The organism is Saccharothrix deserti, from assembly GCF_009769385.1.
Classification (GTDB): Bacteria; Actinomycetota; Actinomycetes; order Mycobacteriales; family Pseudonocardiaceae; genus Actinosynnema; species Actinosynnema deserti.
Genome location: NZ_VKAB01000033.1, coordinates 41,402 through 65,002, shown reverse-complemented (window position 1 = coordinate 65,002; position 23,601 = coordinate 41,402). Strand labels below are relative to the sequence as shown.

Sequence of the window (23,601 nt, the reverse complement as noted above, 5' to 3'; positions counted from 1 at the left end):
GGTCAACCGTTGACAAACCCCTGACTAACCCCGTCTGGGTGCGCCCGCGCACAGGTAGCCCGAGTACACCTGGTTCTTCATCCGGAACCGGGTCGGCCGGAACCTGGTCGGGTCGAGGTCGTGGAACCGGGTGCGCACGACGTCGTCGTGCAGGCGCTGCGAGATCACCAGCACCAGGTCGCTGTCGGCGGTGGCCAGCGCGTCGCGGACCACCTTGGCGTCGAGCAGGCGGCAGGTCACGATCGGGGCGTCGCCGACGAGGCCGAACGCGCCGGCGGTGAGCGGGCCGCAGTGCATGGCCACGCGCATCCGCAGCGGGGTGCCCGCGGCGCGCAGGTCCGCCAGGGCCTGCGAGAGCTGCTCGGTGAAGTGGGCGACCACCCACGCGGCGTCGGCGTCGGTGGGCAGCACGGCCAGTTCGCCGTCACCACGCACCTGCCGGTACCACAGGTCGCGGTCCAGCCCGGCGTTGCGGGCGGCCACGTCCAGCACGTCGCTCAGGCGGGACTGGACCAGGGACTGGTCCAGCGCGTCGAGCTTGCTGTAGCCCTCCACGTCCACGGCCACCACGAGGCGGTAGACCAGTCCGTGGAGCGGCATCACCATTTCCAGCGTCACACGACGAGCATCCCGCCCGTCCGCGATCGGAAGTAGGGCGATCACCGGGTTTCCGGTTTCACAATTCGGCGATCTCACGCAACACGGCGCGATCCACGATCGTGGTGGTCCGGTATCCCATGGTGATGACCCCGCGGTCGCGCAGCGTGCGGAAGTCCCGGCGCGCGGTGTCCTCCTCCACGCCGACGAGCGACCCGATCTCCCCCTGGGTCAGGTTGAGCTTCAGGGCGATGCCGTCGGCGCCCTGGTTGCCGTAGGCGTCGGTGAGGTAGGCCAGGACGCGGGCCAGCCGCACGGACGCCGGGTAGCCGTTGAAGTCGATGCGGCGCTGCTCGCCCCACTCCAGCGTGCGCAGGATCATCCGGTCGAGGTCGAAGTGGGCGGCCGGGAACCGGGTGAGGAAGTCGGTGAACTCCGCGGCGGTGATCACCCGCGTGCCGGTGTCGACGCACGCCGTCACGGTCGCCGACCGCGGCTTGCCGGTCAGGAACGCCATCTCGCCGACCAGGTCGCCGCCGACCTTCACGTTGAGCAGCGCGACCCGCCCGTTCTCCAGCGTCACGGTCGCCTTGACCAGCCCCTGGACGAGCAGGATCACGTGGTCGGACCGCTCGGACTCGCGCACCAGCGCCTCGCCGCGCCGGAACACCTTCCGCACGCCGAGTTCCAGCAGCGCCTCCCGACCGGCGGCGGACACCGTCTCCAGGTACGTGCCGGTGGGCCAGGGTGATGGGAACGCCATTCTCGTTCGTCCTCCCTCCGCGAGGGACCAGTGTGCCGCCCGCGGAGGGGGAAGACCCCGGATTACGACCGGTTCAGCCCAAGTGGCGGGCCCACCACGCGAGGACGTGGTCGAACCTCTGCTTGCGGTGGCGCGGTTTGCCGGAGCGGGTGAGCTCGTGGCCCTCGCCGGGGAACACCAGCATCTCCGCCTCGACGCCGTTGCGGCGCAGTGCGACGAACAGCCGCTGCGCCTGTTCCAGCGGGCAGCGCCAGTCGTGCTCGGAGTGCACGACCATGAACGGCATGGAGATCTTCTCGGCGTAGGTCAGCGGGCTCATCGCGCGCTGCGTCTCCTGGCTCGGCCCGCAGTAGGCGTCGGTGAAGAACCAGCCGATGTCCGACGACCCGGAGAACGAGTCCCAGGCGTTGACGGCGCGCTCGCTCCACGCGGCGCGGAACCGCTCGCCGTGGTGCGCGGCGAGCCAGGTGGTCATGAACCCGCCGTACGAGCCGCCCATCACGCCGACGCGGTCGGCGTCGAGGTCCGGGCGCTCCAGCGCGACGTCCAGCACGGCGAGGATGTCGTCCACGTCGACCGTGCCGAAGCCGCCGATCACGGCCTGCCCGTGCGACTGGCCGTACCCGGCGGAACCGCGCGGGTTGGGCAGCACGACCGCGTAACCGGCCGCCGCGTACACTTGGGCCTCGTCGAAGAACCCCTTGGTGTGGTACATGAACGGGCCGCCGTGCACGGCCAGCAGCACCGGGTGCGGCCCCTCGCCCTCGGGCAGCACGAGCCAGCCGTGCACCGGGTAGCCGTCGGGGGCCGTGCCGGTCAGCTCCAGGCTGGGCCGCAGCGGCACCGTCGAGCCGAAGTCGGTCAACGTGCCGCCGCCCACCAGCACGACCTCGCCGGTGTTGTCCGACCTGGACACCACGGCCACGACCCGGTCGCCGTCGGCGGCGAACGACTTCACCTCGGCCAGTTCGCCCGCCACCAGCTCCAGGTCGGACAGCACGGCGTTGTCGGCGTCGAGCGGCACGCGGCGCAGCTCGACCGCGCCCCGGTTCCGGACCGCCACGAGCACGCCCGCGTCGGTCACCACCGACGGGCCGGCGGCCTTCTCGCAGTCCACCGTCTCGGTGTCGGTGAGCCGGGTGGCGCGCTCGCCGTCGAACCGCCACAGGCCCATGTTCCGCGCGACACCAGACGTGCCGGGCGCGTGCTCGGTCGAGTAGAACAGCACGCCGCCGTCGGGCAGCGCGACCGGGTGCGCGGTCCAGCCTGGGCTCTGCACGACCAGCTCGGGGGCGCCACCGGACGCGGGCACGGAGTACAGGTCGTTGTGGAACGTCTCGGCCGCGCCGAGGTCGCGGTCGGCCAGGAACAGCAGCCGCTCGCCGTCCGCGGTCCAGGCGGGCTCGACGGCGGAGAACGTGCCGTCGGTCAGCTCCACCGGCTCGGCGTCGGGGTCCAGCGCGTCCACGGTGAACAGCCGCGCGTGCCGGTCGGCGGTGAAGCCGACGTCGTCGATCCGGTAATCCAGCCGGGTGATGTGGCGGGGCGCCTCGGCGTCCGGCGTCGGCGCGTCCTCGCCCTCGGCGACCGGCGAGCCGTACCGGCCGCGCTCGGGCACCCGCGAGCTGAACGCGATCCGCCGCGAGTCCGGCGCCCACACCGGCACGCCCGCGCCCAGCTTCAGGTCGGTGAGCCCGCGCGCCTCACCGCCGTCGGCGGGCATCACGTGCAGCTGCGGCGGCTTGCCACGCTCCGTGACGCGCAGGAACGCGACCCAGCGCCCGTCCGGTGAGATCCGGGGGGCCAGGTCGCGTTCCGCCCACGTCCAACGGCGTGCCCCGCTTCCGTCCAGGGCGACGCGGTGCAGCCCGCCCCGGTAGGCGTTCGCGGCGACGTCAGGGGTGGCGACGTTCACCAGGACGAGGTCCCCGCGCACCGACACGGAGCCGGGCTGGGTCAGCGATTGCAAGTCATCGGGGCGCACGCTTCAGCACGTTACCGCAATGATCATTAGCAAGGCTCACGAGAATTTGACGCTCACAGATGGTCGCTGGCTTCGACCTGCTTGACCGGCGCCGGGTCGCGCCGCGTCTTGACCAGGCTGGCGATCGTGGTGATGGCCAGCACACCCACGATCACCGACAGCGACAGCTCGATGCCGATGGTCGGCACGTGCAGCGGCTCACCGCCGTTGAGGAACGGCAGCGAGTTGGTGTGCAGCGCCTCCAGGATCAGCTTCACGCCGATGAAGCCCAGGATCACCGACAGGCCGATCGACAGGTACACCAGCTTGCTCAGCAGGCCGCCGAGCAGGAAGTACAGCTGCCGCAGACCCATCAGGGCGAACGCGTTGGCGGTGAAGACCAGGAACGGCTCCTTGGTCAGGCCGAAGATCGCCGGGATCGAGTCGAGCGCGAACAGCAGGTCCGTGGTGCCGATGGCGACCATGACGATGAACATCGGGGTGACGAACCGCTTGCCGTCGATCTTCACGAACGACTTCGCGTCGTGGTAGCGGTCGGCCACCGGGAACACCCTGCGCACGAACCGCAGCGCGGCGTTCTCCTTGTAGCCCTCCTCTTCCTCCTCGTTGTGGTCGGTCCGCGCCAGCTTGTAGCCGGTGTAGATGAGGAACGCCCCGAAGAGGTAGAAGACCCAGCTGAACTGGGCGATGACCGCCGCGCCGACGGCGATGAAGATGCCGCGCATGACCAGCGCCATCAGGATGCCGACCAGCAGCACCTTGTGCTGGTGGATGGCGGGCACCTTGAAGGTGGTCATGATGATCAGGAAGATGAAGAGGTTGTCGACGCTCAGCGAGTACTCGGTGATGTACCCCGCGAAGAACTCACCCGCGTAGGTGCCACCCGACCAGTACCAGATGCCGAGGCCGAACAGGACCGCCATGCCCACGTAGAAGGTGACCCACCGGGCGGCTTCGCCGATGGTGACCTCGTGTGGTTTGCGGTCGACGATGAAGAGGTCGATGGCCAACAGGACCAACAGGCCGGCGATCGTGGCGAACCACAGCCACACGGGTACTGACATTGAATAAACCTCCGGTGCATCGCGCGCACGCCAATGACCGGAGGTCTCCTCCGCCGATTCACCGAACCGACCGGCGGCACCGGGAACCCCACGCCAGGCTCCGTGCTGACGACACCGCCGCGAGGGAGTACTCCCCTCCACGCAACCCACAGTCTCACGCATAAGTGCGGGTTTGCGCCAGCCGAGGTGATCAGAGGCACCCGACCGGGGCAGGTGACGCCGGTTACGCTGAGAGCACGACACCCCCGCTGCCAGCCTGTTCTCAGCTAATCACGACTGACAGCCCGTTCTCAGCAAGCGACGCCTATGGTCAACTCCGTGGCCCCCCTCAACCGCCTCCGCGGTAGGTGGTCGCTCCCTGCGCTGGTCGTGCTGGTCGCCCTGGTGGGCGCCATCGTGGTCTGGACGCGCCAGGGAGACGACCCCGCCCCGGTGAGCACCCGCGAAGCGGTGATCGACGTGCCGGAAAGTCCGGACAGCGACCGCACCGTGCAGATCGACACCACCCTGTACCTGCCCGAACGCACACCAGCGCCCGCCATCCTGCTGCCGCACGGCTTCGGCGGCAGCAAGGCGAGCGTCGCCGACCAGGCGACCGAACTCGCCCGGCGCGGGTTCACGGTGCTGGCCTACTCGGCGCGCGGCTTCGGCCGCAGCACCGGGCAGATCGCGCTCAACTCGCTGGACCACGAGGTCCGCGACGCGCAGAAGCTGCTCGACTGGCTCGCCACCCGCGCGGAGGTGATGACGGACGGCGCGGGCGACCCGAAGGTCGGTGTGACCGGCGGCTCGTACGGCGGCGCGCTGGCGCTGTCGCTGGCGGGCGTCGACCCGCGGGTGGACACCATCGCCCCGGTCATCACCTGGAACGACCTGGGCCAGGCGTTGCTGCCGAACGCGGCGGGCGCCGACGGCGTGCAGACCTCCACCCCGGCGGCCGGCGCGTTCGCCGACGACGGCGTGTTCAAGCGGTCGTGGGCGGGCATCTTCTTCTCCGCGGGCCTGTCCGGCGCGGACGGCACCAACCCGGGCCGGGAGGCGTCCGAGCCCGGCGACGACGATGACGACGACCAGGCCGCGAACAACGCCGCGGCGGCGGTCACCGCGCCACCGCAGCAGCAGGGCGACGGCCGGCCCGCCGGCCCGGTGAACGGCGCGTGCGGCCGCTTCCAGGCCGACGTCTGCGCCGCGTACACCGAGGTCGCGACCACCGGCAAGGCCGGCCCGCAGACCCTGGAGGTGCTGCGCCGCGCCTCGCCGTCGGCGGTGACGAACAAGATCACCCAGCCGACGCTGCTGGTGCAGGGCGAGCAGGACACCCTGTTCGGCCTCGACCAGGCCGACGCCAACGCCCGCCAGATCGCCGCGAACGGCGCGAAGGTCAAGGTCGTCTGGTACGCGGGCGGCCACGACGGCGGCTCGCCCGGCCCCGAGCTGCGCGGGCAGATCGCCGACTGGATGGCGTTCCACCTGGAGGGCGAGGGCTCCGACCCCGGCACCGAATTCGAGTACACCGTGGTCGGCGCGTTCCGCAGCAGCGGCGCCCCGGCGTTGCGCAACGTCGTCGCGCCCGGCTACCCGGGCCTCGACGGCTCGACGGCCACCGAGCGCCAGGACATCGAGCTCTCCAACCGCGAGCAGACCGTGGTGAACCCGGCGGGCGGCAACCCGGCCTCCGTGTCCAGCCTGCCCGGACTCGGGTCGGTGGTGGCGTCGTCCAGTTCGCTGTCGTCGCGGCTGTCGATCGACATGCCCGGTCAGGCGGCCGTGTTCCAGAGCGAGCCGCAGACCGCGCAGACCCTGCTGACCGGCGCGTCCACGGTGCGGCTGCGCGTCGCGGCCGTGCCCGGCCAGCCGGTGCCCGCCGAGGGCGCGGTGCTGTTCGTCAAGCTGTACGACGCCGACGCGAACGGTGTGCGCACGCTGCCCGGCTCGGCGGTCTCGCCGGTGCGGGTGGCGAACCTGCCCGCCGACGGCACGCCGGTCGACGTCACCGTGACGCTGCCCGGCGCGGTGCGCCCGGTCGAGGCCGACCACCGGCTGCAACTCGTCGTGTCGACCACCGACATGGCGTACGCGAACGCCACGACGCCCACCGCGTACCGGATCTCGCTGGCCTCGCCCGCGCTGTCGGTGCCGGTGGTGGCGGGCGTGAACGCGACCAGCGAGGTGCCGACCGCGGCGCTGTGGGGCATCGCGATCGTGCTGATCATCTGTGTGATCGCGGCCGTGGTGGCGTGGTTCCGCCGCAGGCTGACCGCGGACGTCGACCCGTCGCTCGAGTCGGTGCCGCTGGTGATCGAGAACCTGACCAAGTCCTACCCCGGCGGGTTGACCGCGGTGAAGGACCTGTCGTTCCGGGTGGAGCACGGCCAGGTGCTGGGTCTGCTCGGGCCGAACGGCGCGGGCAAGACCACCACGCTGCGCATGCTGATGGGCCTGATCCAGCCCACCGAGGGCGGGATCAGGGTGTTCGGCCACCGGGTCAGCCCCGGTGCGCCGGTGCTGTCCCGGATCGGGTCGTTCGTCGAGGGCTCCGGCTTCCTGCCGCACCTGTCCGGCGCGGAGAACCTGCGGCTGTACTGGGCGGCCACCGGCCGACCGCTTCCGCAGGCGCACATCGAGGAGGCCCTGGAGATCGCGGGTCTGGGCAACGCCGTGCACCGGCGCGTGCGGACCTACAGCCAGGGCATGCGGCAGCGGTTGGCGATCGCGCAGGCCATGCTCGGCCTGCCGGACCTGCTGGTGTTGGACGAGCCGACCAACGGGCTCGACCCGCCCCAGATCCACCAGATGCGCGAGGTGCTGCGCCGCTACGCGGCGGCCGGGCGCACCGTGCTGGTGTCGTCCCACCTGCTCGCCGAGGTCGAGCAGACGTGCACGCACGTGGTCGTGATGCACAAGGGGTCGCTGGTCGCGGCCGGTCCGGTCGACGAGATCGCGACGGGCGGCGGCGAGGCCAGCTTCAAGGTCGACCGGCCCGACGAGGCGGCCACCGTGCTGCGCGGCCTCTCCGGCGTGCACGACGTGCACGTGGACGGCGAGCAGGTCCACGCGAGCCTCAACGGAACGCCCCGCGCGTCGGCGTTGCAGGCCCTCGTGGCGGCGGGCGTTGCGGTGGACCAGGCCGGTCCGCGCCGGCGGTTGGAAGACGCGTTCCTGGAGTTGGTGGGCGAATGACTGAGAACGGTGTGCACACCGATCCGGCCGCGATCTCAGACCTGACCGACGCGGCCGCGGCCGAGGAGTCGTCGGTCGCGCCGGACGGGTCGAAGGTCGGGTACCGGGCCTCCCGGACGTTGCCCGTCCGGGTGGAGTTGGCGCGGCAGTTGCGCCGCAGGCGGACGCAGTTGGTGCTGGGTTTCCTGGTGCTGCTGCCGTTCATCCTGGTGGTGGCGTTCGAACTGGGGCAGGCGTCGCCGAACCGGCGGTCCGGCGGGTTCGTCGACCTGGCCACGGCCAGCGGCGTGAACTTCGTGATCCTGACGCTGTTCGTCAGCGGGAGCTTCCTGCTGCCGATGATCGTGGCGCTGTTCTTCGGCGACACGATCGCGTCCGAGGCGTCGTGGTCGTCGTTGAAGTACCTGCTGGCCGCGCCGATCCCCCGGCACCGGCTGCTGCGGCGCAAGGCGCTGGCGTCCGGGCTGATGTCGGTGTTCGCGCTGGCGCTGCTGCCCGCGGTGGCGCTCGGCGTGGGTGTCGTCTGGTACGGGGCCGGGGAGGCGGTGTCGCCGACCGGCGAGGCCGCGTCCTTCGGGTCCGGTGTCTACGGCATCGCGCTGGCGGTGGTCTACATCTCGATCCACCTGTTCTGGGTGGCCGGGCTGGCGCTGTACCTGTCCGTGTCCACGGACGCGCCGCTGGGCGCGGTGGGCGGCGCCGTGCTGGCGTCGATCCTGTCGCAGATCCTCGACCAGATCACCGCGCTGGAGGGCCTGCGGGACTACCTGCCGACGCACTACGCGATGGCGTGGGTGGACCTGCTGTCGTCGGACGTCGACTGGTCGCAGATGGCGAAGGGGACGTTCTCCGCGTTGGCGTTCGGGGCGTTCTTCACGCTGCTGGCGGCGCGGAAGTTCGCGCACAAGGACATCACCAGCTAAGAGGCCTTGTCCGTGAGAAACGGCGCACCCGTCCCCCGGGGGGCTGGTGCGCCGTTTCGTCGCGCAGGTGCGGGCCGGTCGTCGTACCGTGCCGTCATGCCTCGACCAGTGCACTTCGAGATCTACGCGGCCGACCCGGCCAGGGCGCGGCGGTTCTACGAGACGGTGTTCGGCTGGAGCTTCAAGCAGTGGGGCGACCAGGACTACTGGATCATCACCACCGGCAACGAGGGCCCCGGCGTGAACGGCGGCCTGCTCCCGCGCCAAGGCGCGGACCCGGCCCCGGACGGGCCGGTGAGCGGGTACGTGATGACGACCGAGGTGCCCGACCTGGATGCGACGATCGCCTCGATCGAGGGCGTGGGTGGAGTCGTGGCGATGCCGAAGAGCCACATGCCGGGCGTCGGGTGGCTCGCCTACTACCGCGACACCGAGGGCAACCTGTTCGGCATCCTCCAGAGCGACTGACCGGGCCTCTTCGACTTGGGCAGCTTGCCGACGACCAGCTCGTAGGAGTGGTCGAGCAGTTCCCGCAGGTCGTCGTCAGGCACCGCCCCGTCGATCCGGACCCGGTTCCACCCGTAGCGCCCGACGTAGGCGCTGACCTCGACGTCGTCCGGGTACCGCTCCCGCCACTCCGCCGCCTCGTCGGCGGTGGCACCGCACTTCACGCCGATGCTGTCACCCTGCATGCCGACGAACGCGAAGATCTTGCCGCCGACCTTGCAGCACATCTCCCCGTCGCCGAACGGGTACGTCTCCTCGGCTCCGGGCTTGGCGAGGCAGTACTCGATCACGTCGTCCAGCTTCATGACCGCTCTCTCACTCGTGACGGATCACCAACGGGCATCAGCCTTTAGGCTATTCGTGTGACTGTCTACACGGACGAGGAAAGCCGGACCCTGCGTACGGCCGTCTTCGGCGCAATGGTGCTGGTGTCAACCGCAGAACCCGGCGCGCTGGACGAGGAGAGCCACGCGGGCATCCGCGCAATGGCCAGGTTCTCACCACAGCTGCGCCAGGTCCTCGGCGCCGCCCGCCCCGAACTACCAGCCGGCTCCACCGCCGACGTGGAGAACGGCGTGCTGGCGGCACTACGGCGCTCCATGGCCATCCTCGCCGCGAAGGCGCCGACGGAGGCGGACGCGTTCCCCTCGGCCGTGCTCGCGATCTGCGAGGAGGTCGCCTCGGCGGACGGCCGCGTCGGCGCAGCCGAGGACGCCGTGGTCGGCAAGGTCCGGGCAGCCGTCACACCTGGCTAGTGCCGTGACCACAAACGTTCACCAGGCCTCTTCAGCGGCGGCTTCCCGTTGCCTCGAAAGGCGCGTTCGGGACGTCGAGTGACCTCAGCGCGCCTTTCGCGACAACGACCGGCCGGCAGGATGCCCCACATGGCGAACACCCGACCGATTACCCCAACCGTCAGCGGCCGACGAGGCTCGATTTGACATGGCTGCGGCCTGCCTCCGGCGCCCGTAAGGGCCCATGTCAAATCGAGCCGGACCCAACCCACCGGCAATGAGCCGGACCCGGAACCGTCGGCAAGAGGAACTACTTGACCCCGGCAGCGTCCATGCCCCGCAGTTCCTTCTTCAGGTCCTGGATCTCGTCACGCAACCGCGCGGCCAACTCGAACTGGAGTTCACGCGCGGCGTTCATCATCTGGTCGGTCAACTGCTGCACCAGGTCGGCCAGCTCCGAACGGGCCATGGTGCCGGTGTCGCGGCCGGCCAGCACACCAGACCCACCACGCCCGCCCGCGCCCGGATCCCCAGTGGGCTTCTTCCCACGCGAGGCATTGCGCCCCGAGCCTCCGGGTGCGATGGCGTCCTCGGCCTCGGCGTAGACCTGCTCCAGGATATCCGTGATCTTCTTCCGCAACGGCTGCGGATCGAGCCCTCGCTCCTCGTTGTACGCGATCTGCTTGGCCCGCCGACGATTCGTCTCCTCGATCGCGTGCTGCATCGAATCCGTGATCCGGTCCGCGTACATGTGGACCTGCCCGGACACGTTGCGAGCCGCACGACCAATCGTCTGGATCAGACTCGTCCCGGACCGCAGGAACCCTTCCTTGTCCGCGTCGAGGATCGCGACCAACGACACCTCGGGCAGGTCCAGCCCCTCCCGCAGCAGGTTGATACCGATCAGCACGTCGTAATCACCCAGCCGCAACTGGCGCAACAGCTCGACCCGGCGCAACGTGTCGACCTCCGAGTGCAGGTACCGCACCCGGATCCCGAGTTCGAGCAGGTAGTCCGTGAGGTCCTCGGCCATCTTCTTGGTCAGCGTGGTGACCAGGACCCGCTCGTCCTTCTCCGCCCGCACCCGGATCTCGTGCACCAGGTCGTCGATCTGGCCCTCGGTCGGCTTGACGACCACCTCGGGGTCGACCAGGCCGGTCGGGCGGATGACCTGCTCCACGAACTCGCCGCCCGCCTGCCCCATCTCGTACGGACCAGGTGTCGCGGACAGGTAGATGGTCTGGCCGATCCGGTCGGCGAACTCCTCCCACGTCAACGGTCGGTTGTCCAGCGCGCTGGGCAGCCGGAAGCCGTGCTCCACCAGGTTCCGCTTGCGCGACGCGTCGCCCTCGTACATGCCGCCGATCTGCGGCACCGTCACGTGCGACTCGTCGATGACCATCAGGAAGTCGTCCGGGAAGTAGTCGATGAGGGTCGCGGGCGCGGTGCCCGGCCCCCGGTCGTCGATGTGGCGCGAGTAGTTCTCGATGCCGTTGCAGAAGCCGACCTGGCGCATCATCTCGATGTCGTACGCGGTGCGCATGCGCAGCCGCTGCGCCTCCAGCAGCTTGCCCTGCCGCTCCAGCGTGGCCAGCCGGTCGGCCAGCTCGACCTCGATGTTGCGGATCGCCTTCTCCATCCGCTCCGGGCCCGCCACGTAGTGGGTGGCCGGGAAGATGCGCAGCTCGTCGACCTCCTTGACCACGTCACCGGTCAGGGGGTGCAGGTAGTAGAGCTTGTCGATCTCGTCGCCGAAGAACTCGACCCGCAGCGCCAGCTCCTCGTACGCCGGGATGATCTCCACCGTGTCGCCGCGGACCCGGAACGTGCCGCGGTTGAACGCGATGTCGTTGCGCGTGTACTGGACGTCGACCAGGGCGCGGAGCAGCAGGTCGCGCTCGACCTCGCCGCCCACCTCCAGCTTGATCGACCGGTCGAGGTAGGACTGCGGCGTGCCGAGGCCGTAGATGCACGACACGGACGCGACCACGATCACGTCACGCCTGGTCAGCAGGCTCATCGTGGCCGAGTGGCGCAGCCGTTCGACGTCCTCGTTGATCGACGAGTCCTTCTCGATGTACGTGTCCGTCTGCGGGATGTACGCCTCGGGCTGGTAGTAGTCGTAGTAGCTGACGAAGTACTCCACCGCGTTGTCCGGGAAGAACTCCTTCAGCTCGTTCGCCAGCTGCGCGGCCAGCGTCTTGTTCGGCGCCATCACCAGCGTGGGCCGCTGCACCTTCTCCACCAGCCACGCCGTGGTGGCCGACTTGCCGGTGCCGGTGGCGCCGAGCAGCACCACGTCCTTCTCCCCGGCGCGGATGCGCCGTTCGAGCTCCGCGATCGCCGCCGGCTGATCGCCCGCCGGCTGGTAGTCGCTGACCATTCGGAACTTCCCGTCGGTGCGGGGGATCTCACCGACGGGACGATGCGACGAGTGCGCCTTGACCGGGATCTCGGTTGGGAATGCCACGGGTAAAACGGTACGCCGGGGGTACGACAAATTCCGATCGCCCCTCGTCAGGGCGACGGAAGCTCAGCAGTTGCAGTCGCAGCCCGAGCAGTTGTCGCAGCCCGAGCTGTCGCAGTTGCAGCACCCCTCGCGCCACTTCCCGCTCCACGGTCCCGGGAACGGGTCGCGGCAGCAGTACTGGCACGTGCCGCACTGGTAGAGCAGGGCAAGGCAGCCCAGCAGCACACCACGGCTGCGAGGCGGCTTCACGAGCTTCGGCCAGAACCACAGCCCGCCACCCGGACCGGGTGGCTTCGCCTTCCGCCGCTTCTTGCCGTCCGCAGGCGGCTCCGGCGGCCCACCGGTGCCCGGCGCCGAGGGCGGCGGCACGGGCCCCGGAGGCGGCACGCTGCCGCCATACGGACCTTGCCCGCCGTAAGGACCCGGCTGAGCAGGCGGCGGGTACATCCCACGCTGGGGCTGCCAGCCGGGCGGCGGCTGCGGCGTGTGCAGCTCAGGAGCGTGCAGCTCAGGGGTATGCGAGTGCACCTCGCCGAACGCCCGCCGGATCGACTCCCGCAGCTCGTGCACCAGCAGCACGTGCACCAGCCGGTCGTCGGCGAACTCCACTTCCTTCATCGCGAGCTCGATGCCCAACGCCGCGTCGTCGCACAACCGCCGGACCTCGTCCAACCCGGTGCCGGTCGCCACCAACGGGTTCCACGCACCGGACGCCCGGTCGGCCTCCAGGTCCTCCACCGCGTCCAGCAGGTGCGCCAACCGCCCGAACAGCCGTCCGACCTCGCGCAACGGCGCCGCGTTCGCCGGACGCCCGGTCAGCACGGCGGTCTGCGCCACGGCCTCGCCCGCCGCCGTCTCGGTCGGCTCGGTCACCGCCAGCACGGATGAACCGGGCCCGGCCCCCGCCTCGACCGACGACTGCCGCCGCACCGCGTCCACCAGCACCGCCGTGTCGAACCCCAGATCCGACCCCGTGGCCGAGGCCTGTGCCGCCCACCGCCGCGCCACCTGCCTGCCGACACCGCGCATCGGCGCGTGCCCGAACACCCCGTCGCCGTCGGACACGTGGTCCCCGACCTTCGCCGAGGCCAGCACCAGGGACACCGACGCCGCCAAACGCGCGCCCGTCCCCACAGCCACGTCCGCCGACTGCATCCCGCGCAACGCACACGGCCCCGCCGCCCGCCGCGACCGCCCCGCCTGCGCCTCCACCAGAGCGGAGATCACCAGACCGTCGTAGTTGGTGACCACGCGCGCCATGTGGCCGTGGTCGTCGCGCAGCGCCAGGCAGAGCCCGCACAGGTGCGCCAGCCACGACTCGCGCAGCTCAGGGCCCAGACGGTTGCGACAGGGGCGGATGATGCCGAACATGGCGGGAAGAGTAAGCGATCATCCTCCTTTCGGGTGACAGGATGGGGTAATCCGCCCATGTCGATGCCTAAGGTCGGCGCTGTGACGTCGAGTACCGCCGGGACCCGCATGCACATCCACCCGCCGAAGATCGAGTACTTCGACCTCGACGCGAAGAGCAACACCGATCCCAAGGGCTACCTGCGCGGGGTCGAGGAGTACCGGCTGACCCAGGACGGCCTCTACATGTTCCGCCCGGTGTCCGGACACCCGCACCTGTCCCACTTCGAGTCCTGGCTGCTGCCCGCGCACGGCCTGCGCGTCACCCGGCAGTCCTGGCACCCCGGCCACGAGCGCGACTACGACCTGTACGTGGACGTGGTGGAGATCAGCTCCAGCGGGTCGGTGTGGAAGACGATCGACCTGTACCTGGACCTGCTCGTGCGGACCGGCCGCAGCGTCACCGTGCTGGACACCGACGAGCTGCTGACCGCGCTGGACCTGGGCCTCATCCAGGCGGACCGGGCGCAGTGGGCGTTGGAGACGACCTACCGCGCCGTGGCGGGCATCGCCGCGCACGGTCACGACGTGGTGCGGTGGCTGGCGTCCCTGGGAACGATCACCACGTGGCGTCGGCAGTAATACAGACGGTCACAGTCGCTGGTCAACCGCCATCCGAGTCCGTCACCGTATAGAGACCGCGTACCACACAGACCGTGACATAACGAATCAACCCGCACAGTTACCCGGTGCACACTTGCGGCTACCCTCGGGTCGTGTGGGAGCGGTCATCACACCTCAGCTGGTCGACGTGGTCGACACCGTCAGCGCAGTTCGCAGCTACTCCAGCGGGATGTCGCGGCACCTGTCCACCTGTCGGGTGGAGCACTGGGGTCTGAGGCTCGAATGCCCCACCCCGGAGGACCCGTTCTCCGATTCCGAGGTCACCTGGTTGATGCCCGAACTGGGGCTCCGGTTGACGCACTACCGGCCTCGTTCGAGACACGCCCGCAGCGGTCCGAGCGTGCTCAGCGCGGTCCGCGTGCAGCGCGACGGCCGCTCGTGGCGCACCACCGACCTGCTGCTGGGCCTGGCCGTGCCGGGCGGCACGACCGCGCGGATCGTGCGCTCCGAGGAGTTCGCCGCCGCCGTCGCCGGACGCGTCCTCGCACCCGGCGACGCCGACCAGGCGCTGCGCACCGTGCACCGCACCCTGGAGGAGATCAGCCTCCACCGGCACGACCTCGGCGCGTGGCTGACCCACCGGGGCATCTTCGACGTGTGGCCGTCCCTCTAGAACCGTTTAGAACCGCCCGTCCCGGTCAGAGCCGCCCGTCCGGTCAGGACCGCCCGTCCCGGTAGAACGCATCGACACGCGCGGTCGCCGCGGCCATCCACGGCTCCTTCGACTCGCCGTAGGCGAAACCGTCCGCGTCGCCCTTGTGCTTCTCGGACAGCTCCAGCTTGACCGCCTCGTACTCCTTCCGCGCCCCCTCGTCGGCACGCAGCCAGTCGCGGAACCGCATCGCCCAGTTCCACCCAGGACCGCCCTCCACCCGCACGTGCAGGTTGACCCGCCGTCCCGGGTCCGCGCCCGCGTGCACCCGCTTGTGCCACAGCTCCGGCGCGTCGCCCTCGTGCCTCACGGTGTCCTCGCTGATGCCGATGCCGGGGAAACCCGCCGCGGCCAGCGCGTCCTCCAGTTCCTCGGCCTCGTCCAACGACTTCACACCCAACTGGAAGTCGAGCACGTCCTTGGCCGCGAGACCGGGCACCGACGTGGAGCCGATGTGCTCGACCGTGCGACCGCCGGCGACCAGCCGGATGCGTGCCGCGACCCGTTCCGCCTGCACCGGCCACGTCTCGTCGTAGGGCACCACGATCGGCGGACCGGAGGCGTAGCGGCGCAGCCGGATGTTCGACTCGTAGCGCACCAGCCGGTCCGCCCACAGCGCGTCGACCTGCGCCAACACCAGATCGGGTGTGCCGGAGTTGTCCAGCCACACGTCCGCGACCGCGCGCCGGCGCTCGTCGTCGGCCTGCGCGGCGATGCGCTTGCGCGCGTCCTCCTCGGCCACACCCCGGTCGCGTAGCCGGGTGAGCCGCTGGTCGAGGTCCGCGTGCACGATCAGCACCAGGTGGTAGAGCGGCGCCATGTCGTTCTCCACCAGCAGCGGCACGTCGTGCACGATGATCGCGTCCTCGGGCGCGGCGGCGATCAGCTCACGCGTGCGGGCGGCGATCTTCGGGTGCGTGATGCCGTTGAGCGTGGCGAGGGCCTCGGGGTCGCCGAACACCTTCGCCGCGAGCGCGGGCCGGTTCAGCGCGCCGTCCGCGTGCAGGACGTCCGGGCCGAACGCCTCGACGATCTCCCGGAGGCCGTCGGTGCCGGGTTCGACCACCTCCCGGGCCAGCCGGTCGGCGTCGACGACCACCGCACCGTGTTCGGCGAGCCTGCCCGCCACCGTCGACTTGCCCGACCCGATTCCCCCGGAGAGTCCCACGCGCAACATGGCGACCAGCCTGCCATGCGAAGGATCTTCAGGCGTCCTCGACAACCCTCAGGAGTCCTCGAGAGGCGTCATGGCCTGCTGGGCGAGGGCGGCGAGGAAGATCCCGACCAGGTCGTCCGGCACGACGCCGACCTTGGCGCGGCTCACGAACGTCGTCTTGCCCAGCGAGCCCATGAGCAGCCGTTCGTCCTTGGTGCTGACCAGGGACGCCTTCTGCTTGCCGACGTCCACCTGGGTGACGGTCGCGCCTTCCTGGCGTTCGGCGGCGATGCTGTCCGCGACCCGGCCGGCGGCGGTGGGCTCGTCCACGTAGGTGGCCAGACCGATGATGACCGGTGCGGCGGCGAGGGGCTGGCGTTCCATGCCGTAGTAGCAGTCGATCTTCGCGGTGCGACCGAGGGACGGTTCGGGGATGCCGACGATGGTCTGCAGCTCGCCGGGCAGCTCACGGCCCAGGCGCTGGTGCAGGATGTCGACCGGGACGATCAGCTCGCAGTCGTCCGGCAGCGGGCGGTCCACCATCTGCGGGACGCGGGTGATCGTCGTGGGCGGCAGGATCGTCGGGATCTGCGGCGGCGCCGCGGGCGGCGACTTCTCGGTCGAGCACGCCGCGCACACGACCACCACTACCGCCGCCAACACCATCGTCCGCACGCTCATAGGTCTCTCAACTTAGCGCACCCCAACGACTTCGCACGGCGACGGCGTGGAACGACGATCGCCCCCCGCCGTGTTCGGCAGGGGGCGATCGTGGTCTTTCAGTCAGCCGACGAGGTGCCGCCGGCCGGTGCTGCTCAGGCGCCGCCCGACAGCTTCTCGCGGAGCGCCGCCAACTGCTCGTCGCTCGCCAGGGTGCCACCGGCCTGGGCCGGGGCGCCCGTGCTGCTGGACGCGGCGGCCGGAGCCTCGCCACCGGAGGAGTAGTTCGTCTCCCCGGCAGCCTCTTCCTCGGCGGCAGCGGCCTTGGCGACCTGCTTCATGTGGGCCTCGTAGCGCGTGTGGGCCTCGGCGTACTGACGCTCCCACTCCTCGCGCTGCTTGTCGAAGCCTTCCTGCCACTCCTGGGTCTCCGGGTCGAAGCCCTCGGGGTAGATGTAGTTCCCCTGGTCGTCGTACTCGGCGGCCATGCCGTACTGGGTCGGGTCGAACTCGGAGTCGACCGTGAAGCCCTCGTTGGCCTGCTTGAGCGACAGCGAGATCCGGCGACGGTCGAGGTCGATGTCGATGACCTTGACCATGACGTCGTCGCCGACCTGCACGACCTGCTCCGGGATCTCGACGTGGCGCTCGGCCAGCTCGGAGATGTGGACCAGGCCCTCGATGCCCTCGTCCACCCGGACGAACGCGCCGAACGGAACCAGCTTGGTGACCTTGCCCGGCACGATCTGGCCGATCGCGTGGGTGCGGGCGAACTGGCGCCACGGGTCTTCCTGCGTCGCCTTGAGCGACAGCGACACGCGCTCGCGCTCCATGTCGACGTCCAGGACCTCGACCGTGACCTCCTGGCCGACCTCGACGACCTCGGACGGGTGGTCGATGTGCTTCCAGGACAGCTCCGAGACGTGCACCAGGCCGTCCACGCCACCCAGGTCCACGAAGGCACCGAAGTTGACGATGGAGGACACGACGCCCTTGCGGACCTGGCCCTTCTGGAGCTGGTTGAGGAACTCGCTGCGCACCTCGGACTGGGTCTGCTCCAGCCACGCGCGGCGGGACAGGACCACGTTGTTGCGGTTCTTGTCCAGCTCGATGATCTTCGCCTCGAGCTCGCGGCCCACGTAGGGCTGGAGGTCGCGGACGCGACGCATCTCGACGAGCGAGGCGGGGAGGAAGCCGCGCAGACCGATGTCCAGGATGAGGCCACCCTTGACGACCTCGATGACGGTGCCCTTGACGGGCTCGTCCTTCTCCTTGAGCGCCTCGATGGTGCCCCAGGCGCGCTCGTACTGCGCGCGCTTCTTGGAGAGGATCAGCCGACCTTCCTTGTCCTCCTTCTGGAGGACAAGAGCCTCGACCTCGTCACCGACCTTCACAACCTCGTTGGGGTCGACGTCGTGCTTGATCGACAACTCGCGCGAGGGGATGACGCCCTCGGTCTTGTAGCCGATGTCGAGCAGGACCTCGTCCCGGTCGACCTTGACGATGGTGCCTTCGACGATATCGCCATCGTTGAAGTACTTGATGGTCTTGTCGATGGCTGCGAGGAAGTCCTCCTCCGTCCCGATATCGTTGATAGCGACCTGCTTCGGCGCAGCGGCAACCGGGACAGTGGTGGTGTCGGTGGACATTAGGTAGGTGGCTCCGGTACGGATTGGGGTTTAGGCCTGCGGGTTCAACGCTACGCGGAGGGCACGCCCCACCACGAAGACCGACTCACCGTGTGATCACCGATCGCAGGACAGCGCGAACCCACTACGCGGGCGATATCGTACGCGGATCGGCGTCTACCGGGCAAACCGGCACCCTTGAATGGAGCAGTGTGTCCGACCAGCACGCGAGCGCGGAACTGGCGCTCGGCACCACCGGCATCGCCAAGCGGGGCGTCGACGCGGCCGAGTCGCGGACGGCCAACCGGATCTGGTGGGACGCCGACGCGGACGACTACCACGCCGAACACGGCGACTTCCTGGGCGCGGCGGACTTCGTCTGGTGCCCTGAGGGCGTCCGCGAGGAGGACGCCGGATACCTCGGTGACCTGCGCGGACGTCGGGTGCTGGAGGTCGGCTGCGGCTCCGCGCCGTGCGCCAGGTGGCTGACGTCGCAGGGCGCGCACGCGGTGGCGTTCGACATCTCGGCCGGGATGCTGCGGCACGCGGTGGCGGCGAACGAGGCGACCGGCGTGGCCGTGCCGCTGGTGCAGGCCAGCGCGGACCAGCTGCCGTTCGCGTCCGACAGCTTCGACGCGGCCTGCTCGGCGTTCGGCGCGGTGCCGTTCGTGGCGGACGTGGGCGAGGTGTTCGGCGAGGTGGCGCGGGTGCTGCGGCCGGGCGCGCCGTGGGTGTTCTCGGTAACTCACCCGATCCGGTGGATTTTCCCGGACGACCCGGGGCCTGGCGGGCTGACCGTCACGCAGTCGTACTTCGACCGCACCCCGTACGTGGAGGTGGACGACACCGGTCGGGCGACGTACGTGGAGCACCACCGGACCACCGGGGACTACGTGCGGGCGCTCGTCGGCGCGGACCTGGAGCTGGTGGACGTGGTGGAGCCGGAGTGGCCCGCCTGGCACACCCGCACGTGGGGCCAGTGGAGCCCGCTGCGCGGCAGGCTGTTCCCGGGCACCGCGATCTTCCGCACCCGAAAGAGGACGTAGCCTGCCTGGCATGACCGTCGGTCAAGGGCTGATGGAGGCGCAGACCGCGCGCTTCGCGCGCGTCGACCCCCTGCTCCCGTCGGTGGGCGCGCCGCCGGACGGCGACGTCATCACCGCGGCGCTGCCGGACGGCACGAGGGTCGCGGGTGTGTTGAACCGCCAGGTGCACGACCGGCGGTCGCCCGCACGGCTCTGGTCGGCCACCGAGGTGTGGGAGCTGACGCCGCTGCTGGGCGCCTCCGGCGCGGCGGGCATGGACGCGCTGCTGCGCGCCTGGCGCAAGCGGCTGGACCTGCTCGGACCGGCCGAGCGCGACTCGGCGTGCGTGCTGACCTGGCCGAGCCGTGACGCCGAGGCGACCAGGGCGCTGCTGGACCACGGCCTGGTGCCGTTGACCGTGATCGCCGTCCGGAAGGCGCCCGCCCCGCCGGTGACGGGCGCCGCGACGATCCGCCGCGCCACGATCGCGGACCTGGAGACGGTGCTGAACCTGGCGCTGGTCGAGCTGCGCTACTCGTCCATGGTGGGTTCGACGGTGCACCGGCCGGACGCGGTGGAGCTGAAGCGGCGGACGTTGGCCGAGCGGCTGGCCGCGGGCAGTCCGGCGTGGCTGGCCGAGCGGGACGGCATCGCGGTGGCGCTGGCCGAGTGCGCGCTGGTGACGTCGGAGCCGGGCAACTGGACGGCGACCAGGCTGCCGTACGGCCGCTGGGGTTACGTCAACTGCGTGTCGGTGCTGCCGGGCGCGCGGGGCACCGGGGTGGGCCGCCAGCTCATGGCGCACGCGCACCGCGAGTTCCAGCGGCTGGGCACGGTGGGCACCTACCTCTACTACAACCCGCCGAACCCGCTCTCGTCGGTGTTCTGGCCACGTCAGGGTTACCGTCCACTGTGGACGATGTGGGAGGTGCGCCCCGCCGGGGCGCTGCGCTAGGCCGTTCGCACGATTTGCACCGTTCGTGCCGGCAGCGTGCCATGTCACACCCCCATCGAGTTGCGATCCGACACTTGCCGGACCACTATTTGAACTGACCGGTCAGTTCAAAGGAGGTCCCGCAGTGGAGATCCACGCTCGGCGCGTCGGCGTCACCGGGCCGCACGGCCCGCTGTTGAAGCCGACGTCCCTGCTGGTCAAGCCGGGTGAGCTGGTGCTGGTGGCCGGCGACCCCGGCGCGGGCCACACCGCACTCGGCCTGGTGCTGTCCGGGCGGATGCGCCCGAGCACCGGCGACGTCTCCCCCTCGCCCGCCGAGCTGCGCAAACGGGTCGTGCTGGTGGACTCCCCCGACGTCACCGAGCCCGAGGCGTCGCTGACGCTGGCCGGCGTGGTCGGCGAGGAACTGGCCATGAACGGCGCCCGCAGCGGCCGCAAGGCGGTGGCCGACTGGCTGGTCGGGCGGGGTGCGGACGAGTACCTGGACCACCGGTTCGAGCAGGTCCCGGCCGCCACCCGGTGCGCGCTGATGCTGGAGCTGGCCGCCGGCCGCCCCGGCGCGACGACCCTCGTGCTGGACAGCCCCGACCGCTACCACGGCGACCCGAAGGGCTGGTGGGAGCTGGCGCGCGGGCACGTGACACCCGACCGGTCCGTGATCGCCCTCTGCACCACGACCAGCGCGTCCGTCCTTTCCGGTGAGGCGCTGGACGCCCCCGCCGCGCGGATCGGCGCGGACAACGTTCCCGAGGAGTCCGAGTGACCGCCGTCCGGATGGCGTTCAACGAGCTGCGCCGGATCACCTCCGGCAAGCTGCCGAAGCTGGCGGTGCTGGCGTTGACGCTGGTGCCGCTGCTCTACGCGGCGCTGTACCTGTACGCCAACAAAGACCCGTACGCGCACCTCAACCAGGTGCCCGCCGCGCTGGTCGTGGAGGACAAGGGCGCGACCGCGAGCGACGGCACGCGCCTGGACGCGGGCCACGACGTGGCCGAGGAGCTGGTGAACGGCGACAAGTTCGACTGGCACCGGGTGGACGCGGCGGAGGCCGAGGAGGGCGTGCGCAACGGGACCTACACGTTCGCGCTGACCCTGCCCGAGGACTTCTCCCAGGCCCTGCTGTCGTCCGGCGACTTCACGCCCCGCCAGGGCGTCATCGTGCTGACCACCAACGACGCGAACAACTACCTGGGCTCCACGATCGCCGACCAGGTCGTCGCCGAGGTGCGCCGGTCGGTGTCGGTGAAGGTCGGCGCGGAGGCCGCGGACAAGCTGCTGCTCGGCTTCTCCACGATCCGGCAGAAGACCGCCGAGGCCGCCGACGGCGCGACGAAGCTCGCCACCGGCCAGCAGGACGCCTACAACGGGGCGCAGCAGCTCGCGGACGGCAGCGTTTCCCTGGCTTCCGGCGCTTCCCGGGTGTCGTCCGGTCTCAGGCAGTTGCGTGACTCGACTTCCGACCTGCCGGTGAAGGCGCAGCAGCTGGCGTCCGGCGCTCGCCAGGTCGCCGACGGGAACGAGACGGTCGCGCAGACCGCCGAGGACTACGCCGTCAAGGCCCAGGACCTGGTCAACCGGCTGGACGCGGTGAACGGGGACGTGGCGACGCGGCTGCGTGCGCTCGGGTTCTCCGACGAAGAAGTGCAACGCGTGCTCGGGGCGTTGGGCGAGGTCCGCAAGCCCGTGGACGACGCGAACGGCAAGGTCCAGGGCGCGGCCGGGCAGCTGCGGACGTTGGCGAACGGCGCGAAGCAGGTGTCCGACGGCGCGGCACAGCTGGCCGCGAGCACGCCCGCGTTGACCGACGCCGTCACCAGGCTGAACGACGGCGCGGCACAGGTCGCGTCCGGCGCGGTGCAAGTGCGCGACGGCGCGGGTCAGCTGCGCGACGGCGAGAAGCAGCTGGTGGACGGGTCGAACCAGTTGCGCGACGGGCTGGCCGCGGGCGTCTCGGAAATCCCCAACCCCGACGACCCGACCCGTGAGTCGACCGCGCAGACCATCGGCGACCCGGTGAACGTGCGCGGGGTGAGCCAGACGTCCGCGGGCAGCTACGGCGCGGGTCTGGCGCCGTTCTTCCTCGGGTTGGCAACGTGGATCGGCGCGTTCGTGCTGTTCCTGCTGCTCAGGCCGCTGTCCCGGCGTGGGCTCGCGGGCGGGCGGTCGCCGTTGCGGGTGGCTCTGGGCGGGTGGCTGCCCGGCGTGCTGCTGGGTGCGGCGCAGGTGGTGGTGATGTTCGCCGTGGTGACGCTGGTGGTGGACATCCGGCCGTCGCACCCGCTGGGCACGTTGGGGTTCCTGCTGCTGGTGTCGGCGACGTTCGTGGCGGTGCTGCACGCGTTGAACGCCCTGTTCGGCGCGGTCGGCAAGTTCATCGGCCTGGTGCTGCTGATCCTGCAGCTGGTCAGCGCGGGCGGCACGTTCCCGTGGCAGACCATCCCGGTGCCGCTGTACCCGCTGCACCACGGGCTGCCCATGGGTTACGCCGTGGACGGGCTGCGGCACCTCATGTACGGCGGGTCGCTGGGCGGCGTCGGCCGGGACGCGCTGATCCTCGTCGGCTACCTCGTCGCGGGCCTTGCCTTGGCGACGCTCGCCGCGTACAAGCAGCGGGTGTGGACCCCGTCTCGCCTCAAGCCCGAGTTGGTGCTGTGACCCGCCCCGGTCGCACCGCGGCGACCAAGCAGAAGCTGTTCGACGCCGCGCTGCGGCTGGTCGGTGAACGGGGTGCGGCGAGCGTGACGGTGGAGGAGATCGCCGCCGAGGCCGGGGTGGCGAAGGGGACGGTCTACTACAACTTCGCCAGCAAGGACGCGCTGGTCGACGCGCTGCTGCGGCACGGTGTCGACCTGCTGGCCGCCCGGCTTCGAGTTGCCGAGGAGGAGGACGAGACGTCCTCGGCGATGGCGACGCTGGTGGACGGGATGCTCGGGTTCTTCGCCGAGTACCCGGCGTTCGGGCAGTTGCTGGTGTCCGAGCTGTGGCGCACGCCCGGCCAGTGGCACGGCACGTTGAGCCTGCTGCGCGACGACATCGTGTCCATCGTGCGCGGCCAGATGCAGCGGCTGTCCGACGCCGGTCGGCTGCCCGACGGCGTGCAGGTCGGGACGGCGTCGGCGGCGTTGTTCGGCACGCTGCTGGTGATCGCGCTGGACTGGCAGGTGTTCCAGCCCGAGCGGAGCCTCGCCGAGGTGCGCGAGTCGGTGTTGTCGCTGGTCCGGGGTCTGCGGCCGTGAGCTCCGATCACCGGTAGCGGTGCTCCACCGGGT

At 70.6% G+C, this 23,601-nt stretch carries 21 protein-coding genes; 11 read left to right on the top strand and 10 right to left on the bottom strand.

The genetic code is table 11. The features are described from left to right. Window positions 1-24: 24 nt before the first annotated feature. From FM051_RS38255 to FM051_RS38240, 4 genes are all read right to left on the bottom strand, one after another. Window positions 25-618: a nucleotidyl cyclase domain-containing protein gene (locus FM051_RS38255; RefSeq protein ID WP_238412952.1), complete on the bottom strand. Its 594-nt coding sequence runs from the start codon at window positions 616-618 to the stop codon at window positions 25-27. Window positions 619-676: 58 nt separating this feature from the next. Further along, on the bottom strand, window positions 677-1,360 hold the full coding sequence (locus tag FM051_RS38250; RefSeq protein WP_158852004.1) for a Crp/Fnr family transcriptional regulator: 684 nt from the start codon (window positions 1,358-1,360) through the stop codon (window positions 677-679). Window positions 1,361-1,433: 73 nt separating this feature from the next. Continuing rightward, entirely contained in the window at window positions 1,434-3,344 is a 1,911-nt protein-coding gene (locus FM051_RS38245) for a S9 family peptidase (RefSeq protein ID WP_158852003.1), read from the bottom strand. A gap of 53 nt (window positions 3,345-3,397) precedes the next feature. After that, window positions 3,398-4,408, bottom strand: coding sequence for a TerC family protein (locus FM051_RS38240; protein ID WP_158852002.1), 1,011 nt, complete (start codon window positions 4,406-4,408; stop codon window positions 3,398-3,400). A gap of 318 nt (window positions 4,409-4,726) precedes the next feature. Here FM051_RS38240 and FM051_RS38235 point away from each other — a divergent pair, with 318 nt between their 5' ends. The 3 genes from FM051_RS38235 to FM051_RS38225 all read left to right on the top strand — a co-directional run bounded on the left by FM051_RS38235 (window position 4,727) and on the right by FM051_RS38225 (window position 8,979). Further along, window positions 4,727-7,588, top strand: a complete 2,862-nt coding sequence (locus FM051_RS38235) for an alpha/beta fold hydrolase (RefSeq protein WP_158852001.1) — start codon at window positions 4,727-4,729, stop codon at window positions 7,586-7,588. Next, on the top strand, window positions 7,585-8,511 hold the full coding sequence (locus tag FM051_RS38230; protein WP_158852000.1) for an ABC transporter permease: 927 nt from the start codon (window positions 7,585-7,587) through the stop codon (window positions 8,509-8,511). The genes FM051_RS38235 and FM051_RS38230 overlap by 4 nt, the downstream gene beginning before the upstream one ends. Before the next feature lie 96 nt (window positions 8,512-8,607). Then, complete coding sequence (locus tag FM051_RS38225) at window positions 8,608-8,979, top strand: VOC family protein (protein ID WP_158851999.1); 372 nt, start codon at window positions 8,608-8,610, stop codon at window positions 8,977-8,979. Here FM051_RS38225 and FM051_RS38220 read toward each other — a convergent pair. Next, entirely contained in the window at window positions 8,931-9,323 is a 393-nt protein-coding gene (locus FM051_RS38220; protein WP_158851998.1) for an MmcQ/YjbR family DNA-binding protein, read from the bottom strand. The genes FM051_RS38225 and FM051_RS38220 overlap by 49 nt on opposite strands. A 57-nt stretch (window positions 9,324-9,380) precedes the next feature. Here FM051_RS38220 and FM051_RS38215 point away from each other — a divergent pair, with 57 nt between their 5' ends. Beyond that, window positions 9,381-9,773, top strand: a complete 393-nt coding sequence (locus tag FM051_RS38215; protein WP_158851997.1) for a hypothetical protein — start codon at window positions 9,381-9,383, stop codon at window positions 9,771-9,773. 289 nt (window positions 9,774-10,062) lie between these two features. Here the strand turns inward: FM051_RS38215 and uvrB are convergent, their stop codons facing one another. Together uvrB and FM051_RS38205 are read right to left on the bottom strand one after the other, a co-directional pair. Further along, complete coding sequence (gene uvrB, locus FM051_RS38210) at window positions 10,063-12,222, bottom strand: excinuclease ABC subunit UvrB (RefSeq protein ID WP_158851996.1); 2,160 nt, start codon at window positions 12,220-12,222, stop codon at window positions 10,063-10,065. Between the two features lie 63 nt (window positions 12,223-12,285). Continuing rightward, on the bottom strand, window positions 12,286-13,593 hold the full coding sequence (locus tag FM051_RS38205; protein WP_158851995.1) for a DUF5685 family protein: 1,308 nt from the start codon (window positions 13,591-13,593) through the stop codon (window positions 12,286-12,288). 81 nt (window positions 13,594-13,674) lie between these two features. Between FM051_RS38205 and FM051_RS38200 the strand changes: the two genes are divergently transcribed. After that, entirely contained in the window at window positions 13,675-14,214 is a 540-nt protein-coding gene (locus FM051_RS38200; RefSeq protein WP_420803652.1) for a ribonuclease FAU-1 family protein, read from the top strand. A 136-nt stretch (window positions 14,215-14,350) separates the two neighbouring features. Continuing rightward, on the top strand, window positions 14,351-14,869 hold the full coding sequence (locus FM051_RS38195) for a ribonuclease FAU-1 family protein (RefSeq protein ID WP_158851994.1): 519 nt from the start codon (window positions 14,351-14,353) through the stop codon (window positions 14,867-14,869). 43 nt (window positions 14,870-14,912) lie between these two features. On the opposite strand, the gene coaE is transcribed toward FM051_RS38195, so the two are convergent. From coaE to rpsA, 3 genes are all read right to left on the bottom strand, one after another. Continuing rightward, window positions 14,913-16,085 (bottom strand): dephospho-CoA kinase, encoded by a 1,173-nt coding sequence (gene coaE / locus FM051_RS38190; RefSeq protein WP_158851993.1) that lies wholly within the window; start codon window positions 16,083-16,085, stop codon window positions 14,913-14,915. A 48-nt stretch (window positions 16,086-16,133) separates the two neighbouring features. Next, window positions 16,134-16,745: a hypothetical protein gene (locus tag FM051_RS38185; protein ID WP_158851992.1), complete on the bottom strand. Its 612-nt coding sequence runs from the start codon at window positions 16,743-16,745 to the stop codon at window positions 16,134-16,136. A 134-nt stretch (window positions 16,746-16,879) separates the two neighbouring features. Then, on the bottom strand, window positions 16,880-18,373 hold the full coding sequence (rpsA, locus tag FM051_RS38180) for a 30S ribosomal protein S1 (RefSeq protein WP_158851991.1): 1,494 nt from the start codon (window positions 18,371-18,373) through the stop codon (window positions 16,880-16,882). A gap of 191 nt (window positions 18,374-18,564) precedes the next feature. Between rpsA and FM051_RS38175 the strand changes: the two genes are divergently transcribed. The 5 genes from FM051_RS38175 (at window position 18,565) to FM051_RS38155 (ending at window position 23,568) form a co-directional block, all read left to right on the top strand. Then, complete coding sequence (locus FM051_RS38175; RefSeq protein WP_158851990.1) at window positions 18,565-19,398, top strand: class I SAM-dependent methyltransferase; 834 nt, start codon at window positions 18,565-18,567, stop codon at window positions 19,396-19,398. Window positions 19,399-19,408: 10 nt separating this feature from the next. After that, window positions 19,409-20,332, top strand: a complete 924-nt coding sequence (locus FM051_RS38170; protein ID WP_158851989.1) for a GNAT family N-acetyltransferase — start codon at window positions 19,409-19,411, stop codon at window positions 20,330-20,332. 124 nt (window positions 20,333-20,456) lie between these two features. Continuing rightward, on the top strand, window positions 20,457-21,095 hold the full coding sequence (locus FM051_RS38165) for a hypothetical protein (protein ID WP_158851988.1): 639 nt from the start codon (window positions 20,457-20,459) through the stop codon (window positions 21,093-21,095). Then, window positions 21,092-22,987 carry a YhgE/Pip domain-containing protein gene (locus tag FM051_RS38160; RefSeq protein WP_158851987.1) on the top strand — a complete coding sequence of 632 codons (1,896 nt, stop codon included), beginning with the start codon at window positions 21,092-21,094 and terminating at the stop codon, window positions 22,985-22,987. The genes FM051_RS38165 and FM051_RS38160 overlap by 4 nt, the downstream gene beginning before the upstream one ends. Continuing rightward, on the top strand, window positions 22,984-23,568 hold the full coding sequence (locus FM051_RS38155) for a TetR/AcrR family transcriptional regulator (protein ID WP_238412951.1): 585 nt from the start codon (window positions 22,984-22,986) through the stop codon (window positions 23,566-23,568). Before FM051_RS38160 ends, FM051_RS38155 begins: the two co-directional genes overlap by 4 nt. Window positions 23,569-23,601: the final 33 nt, after the last annotated feature.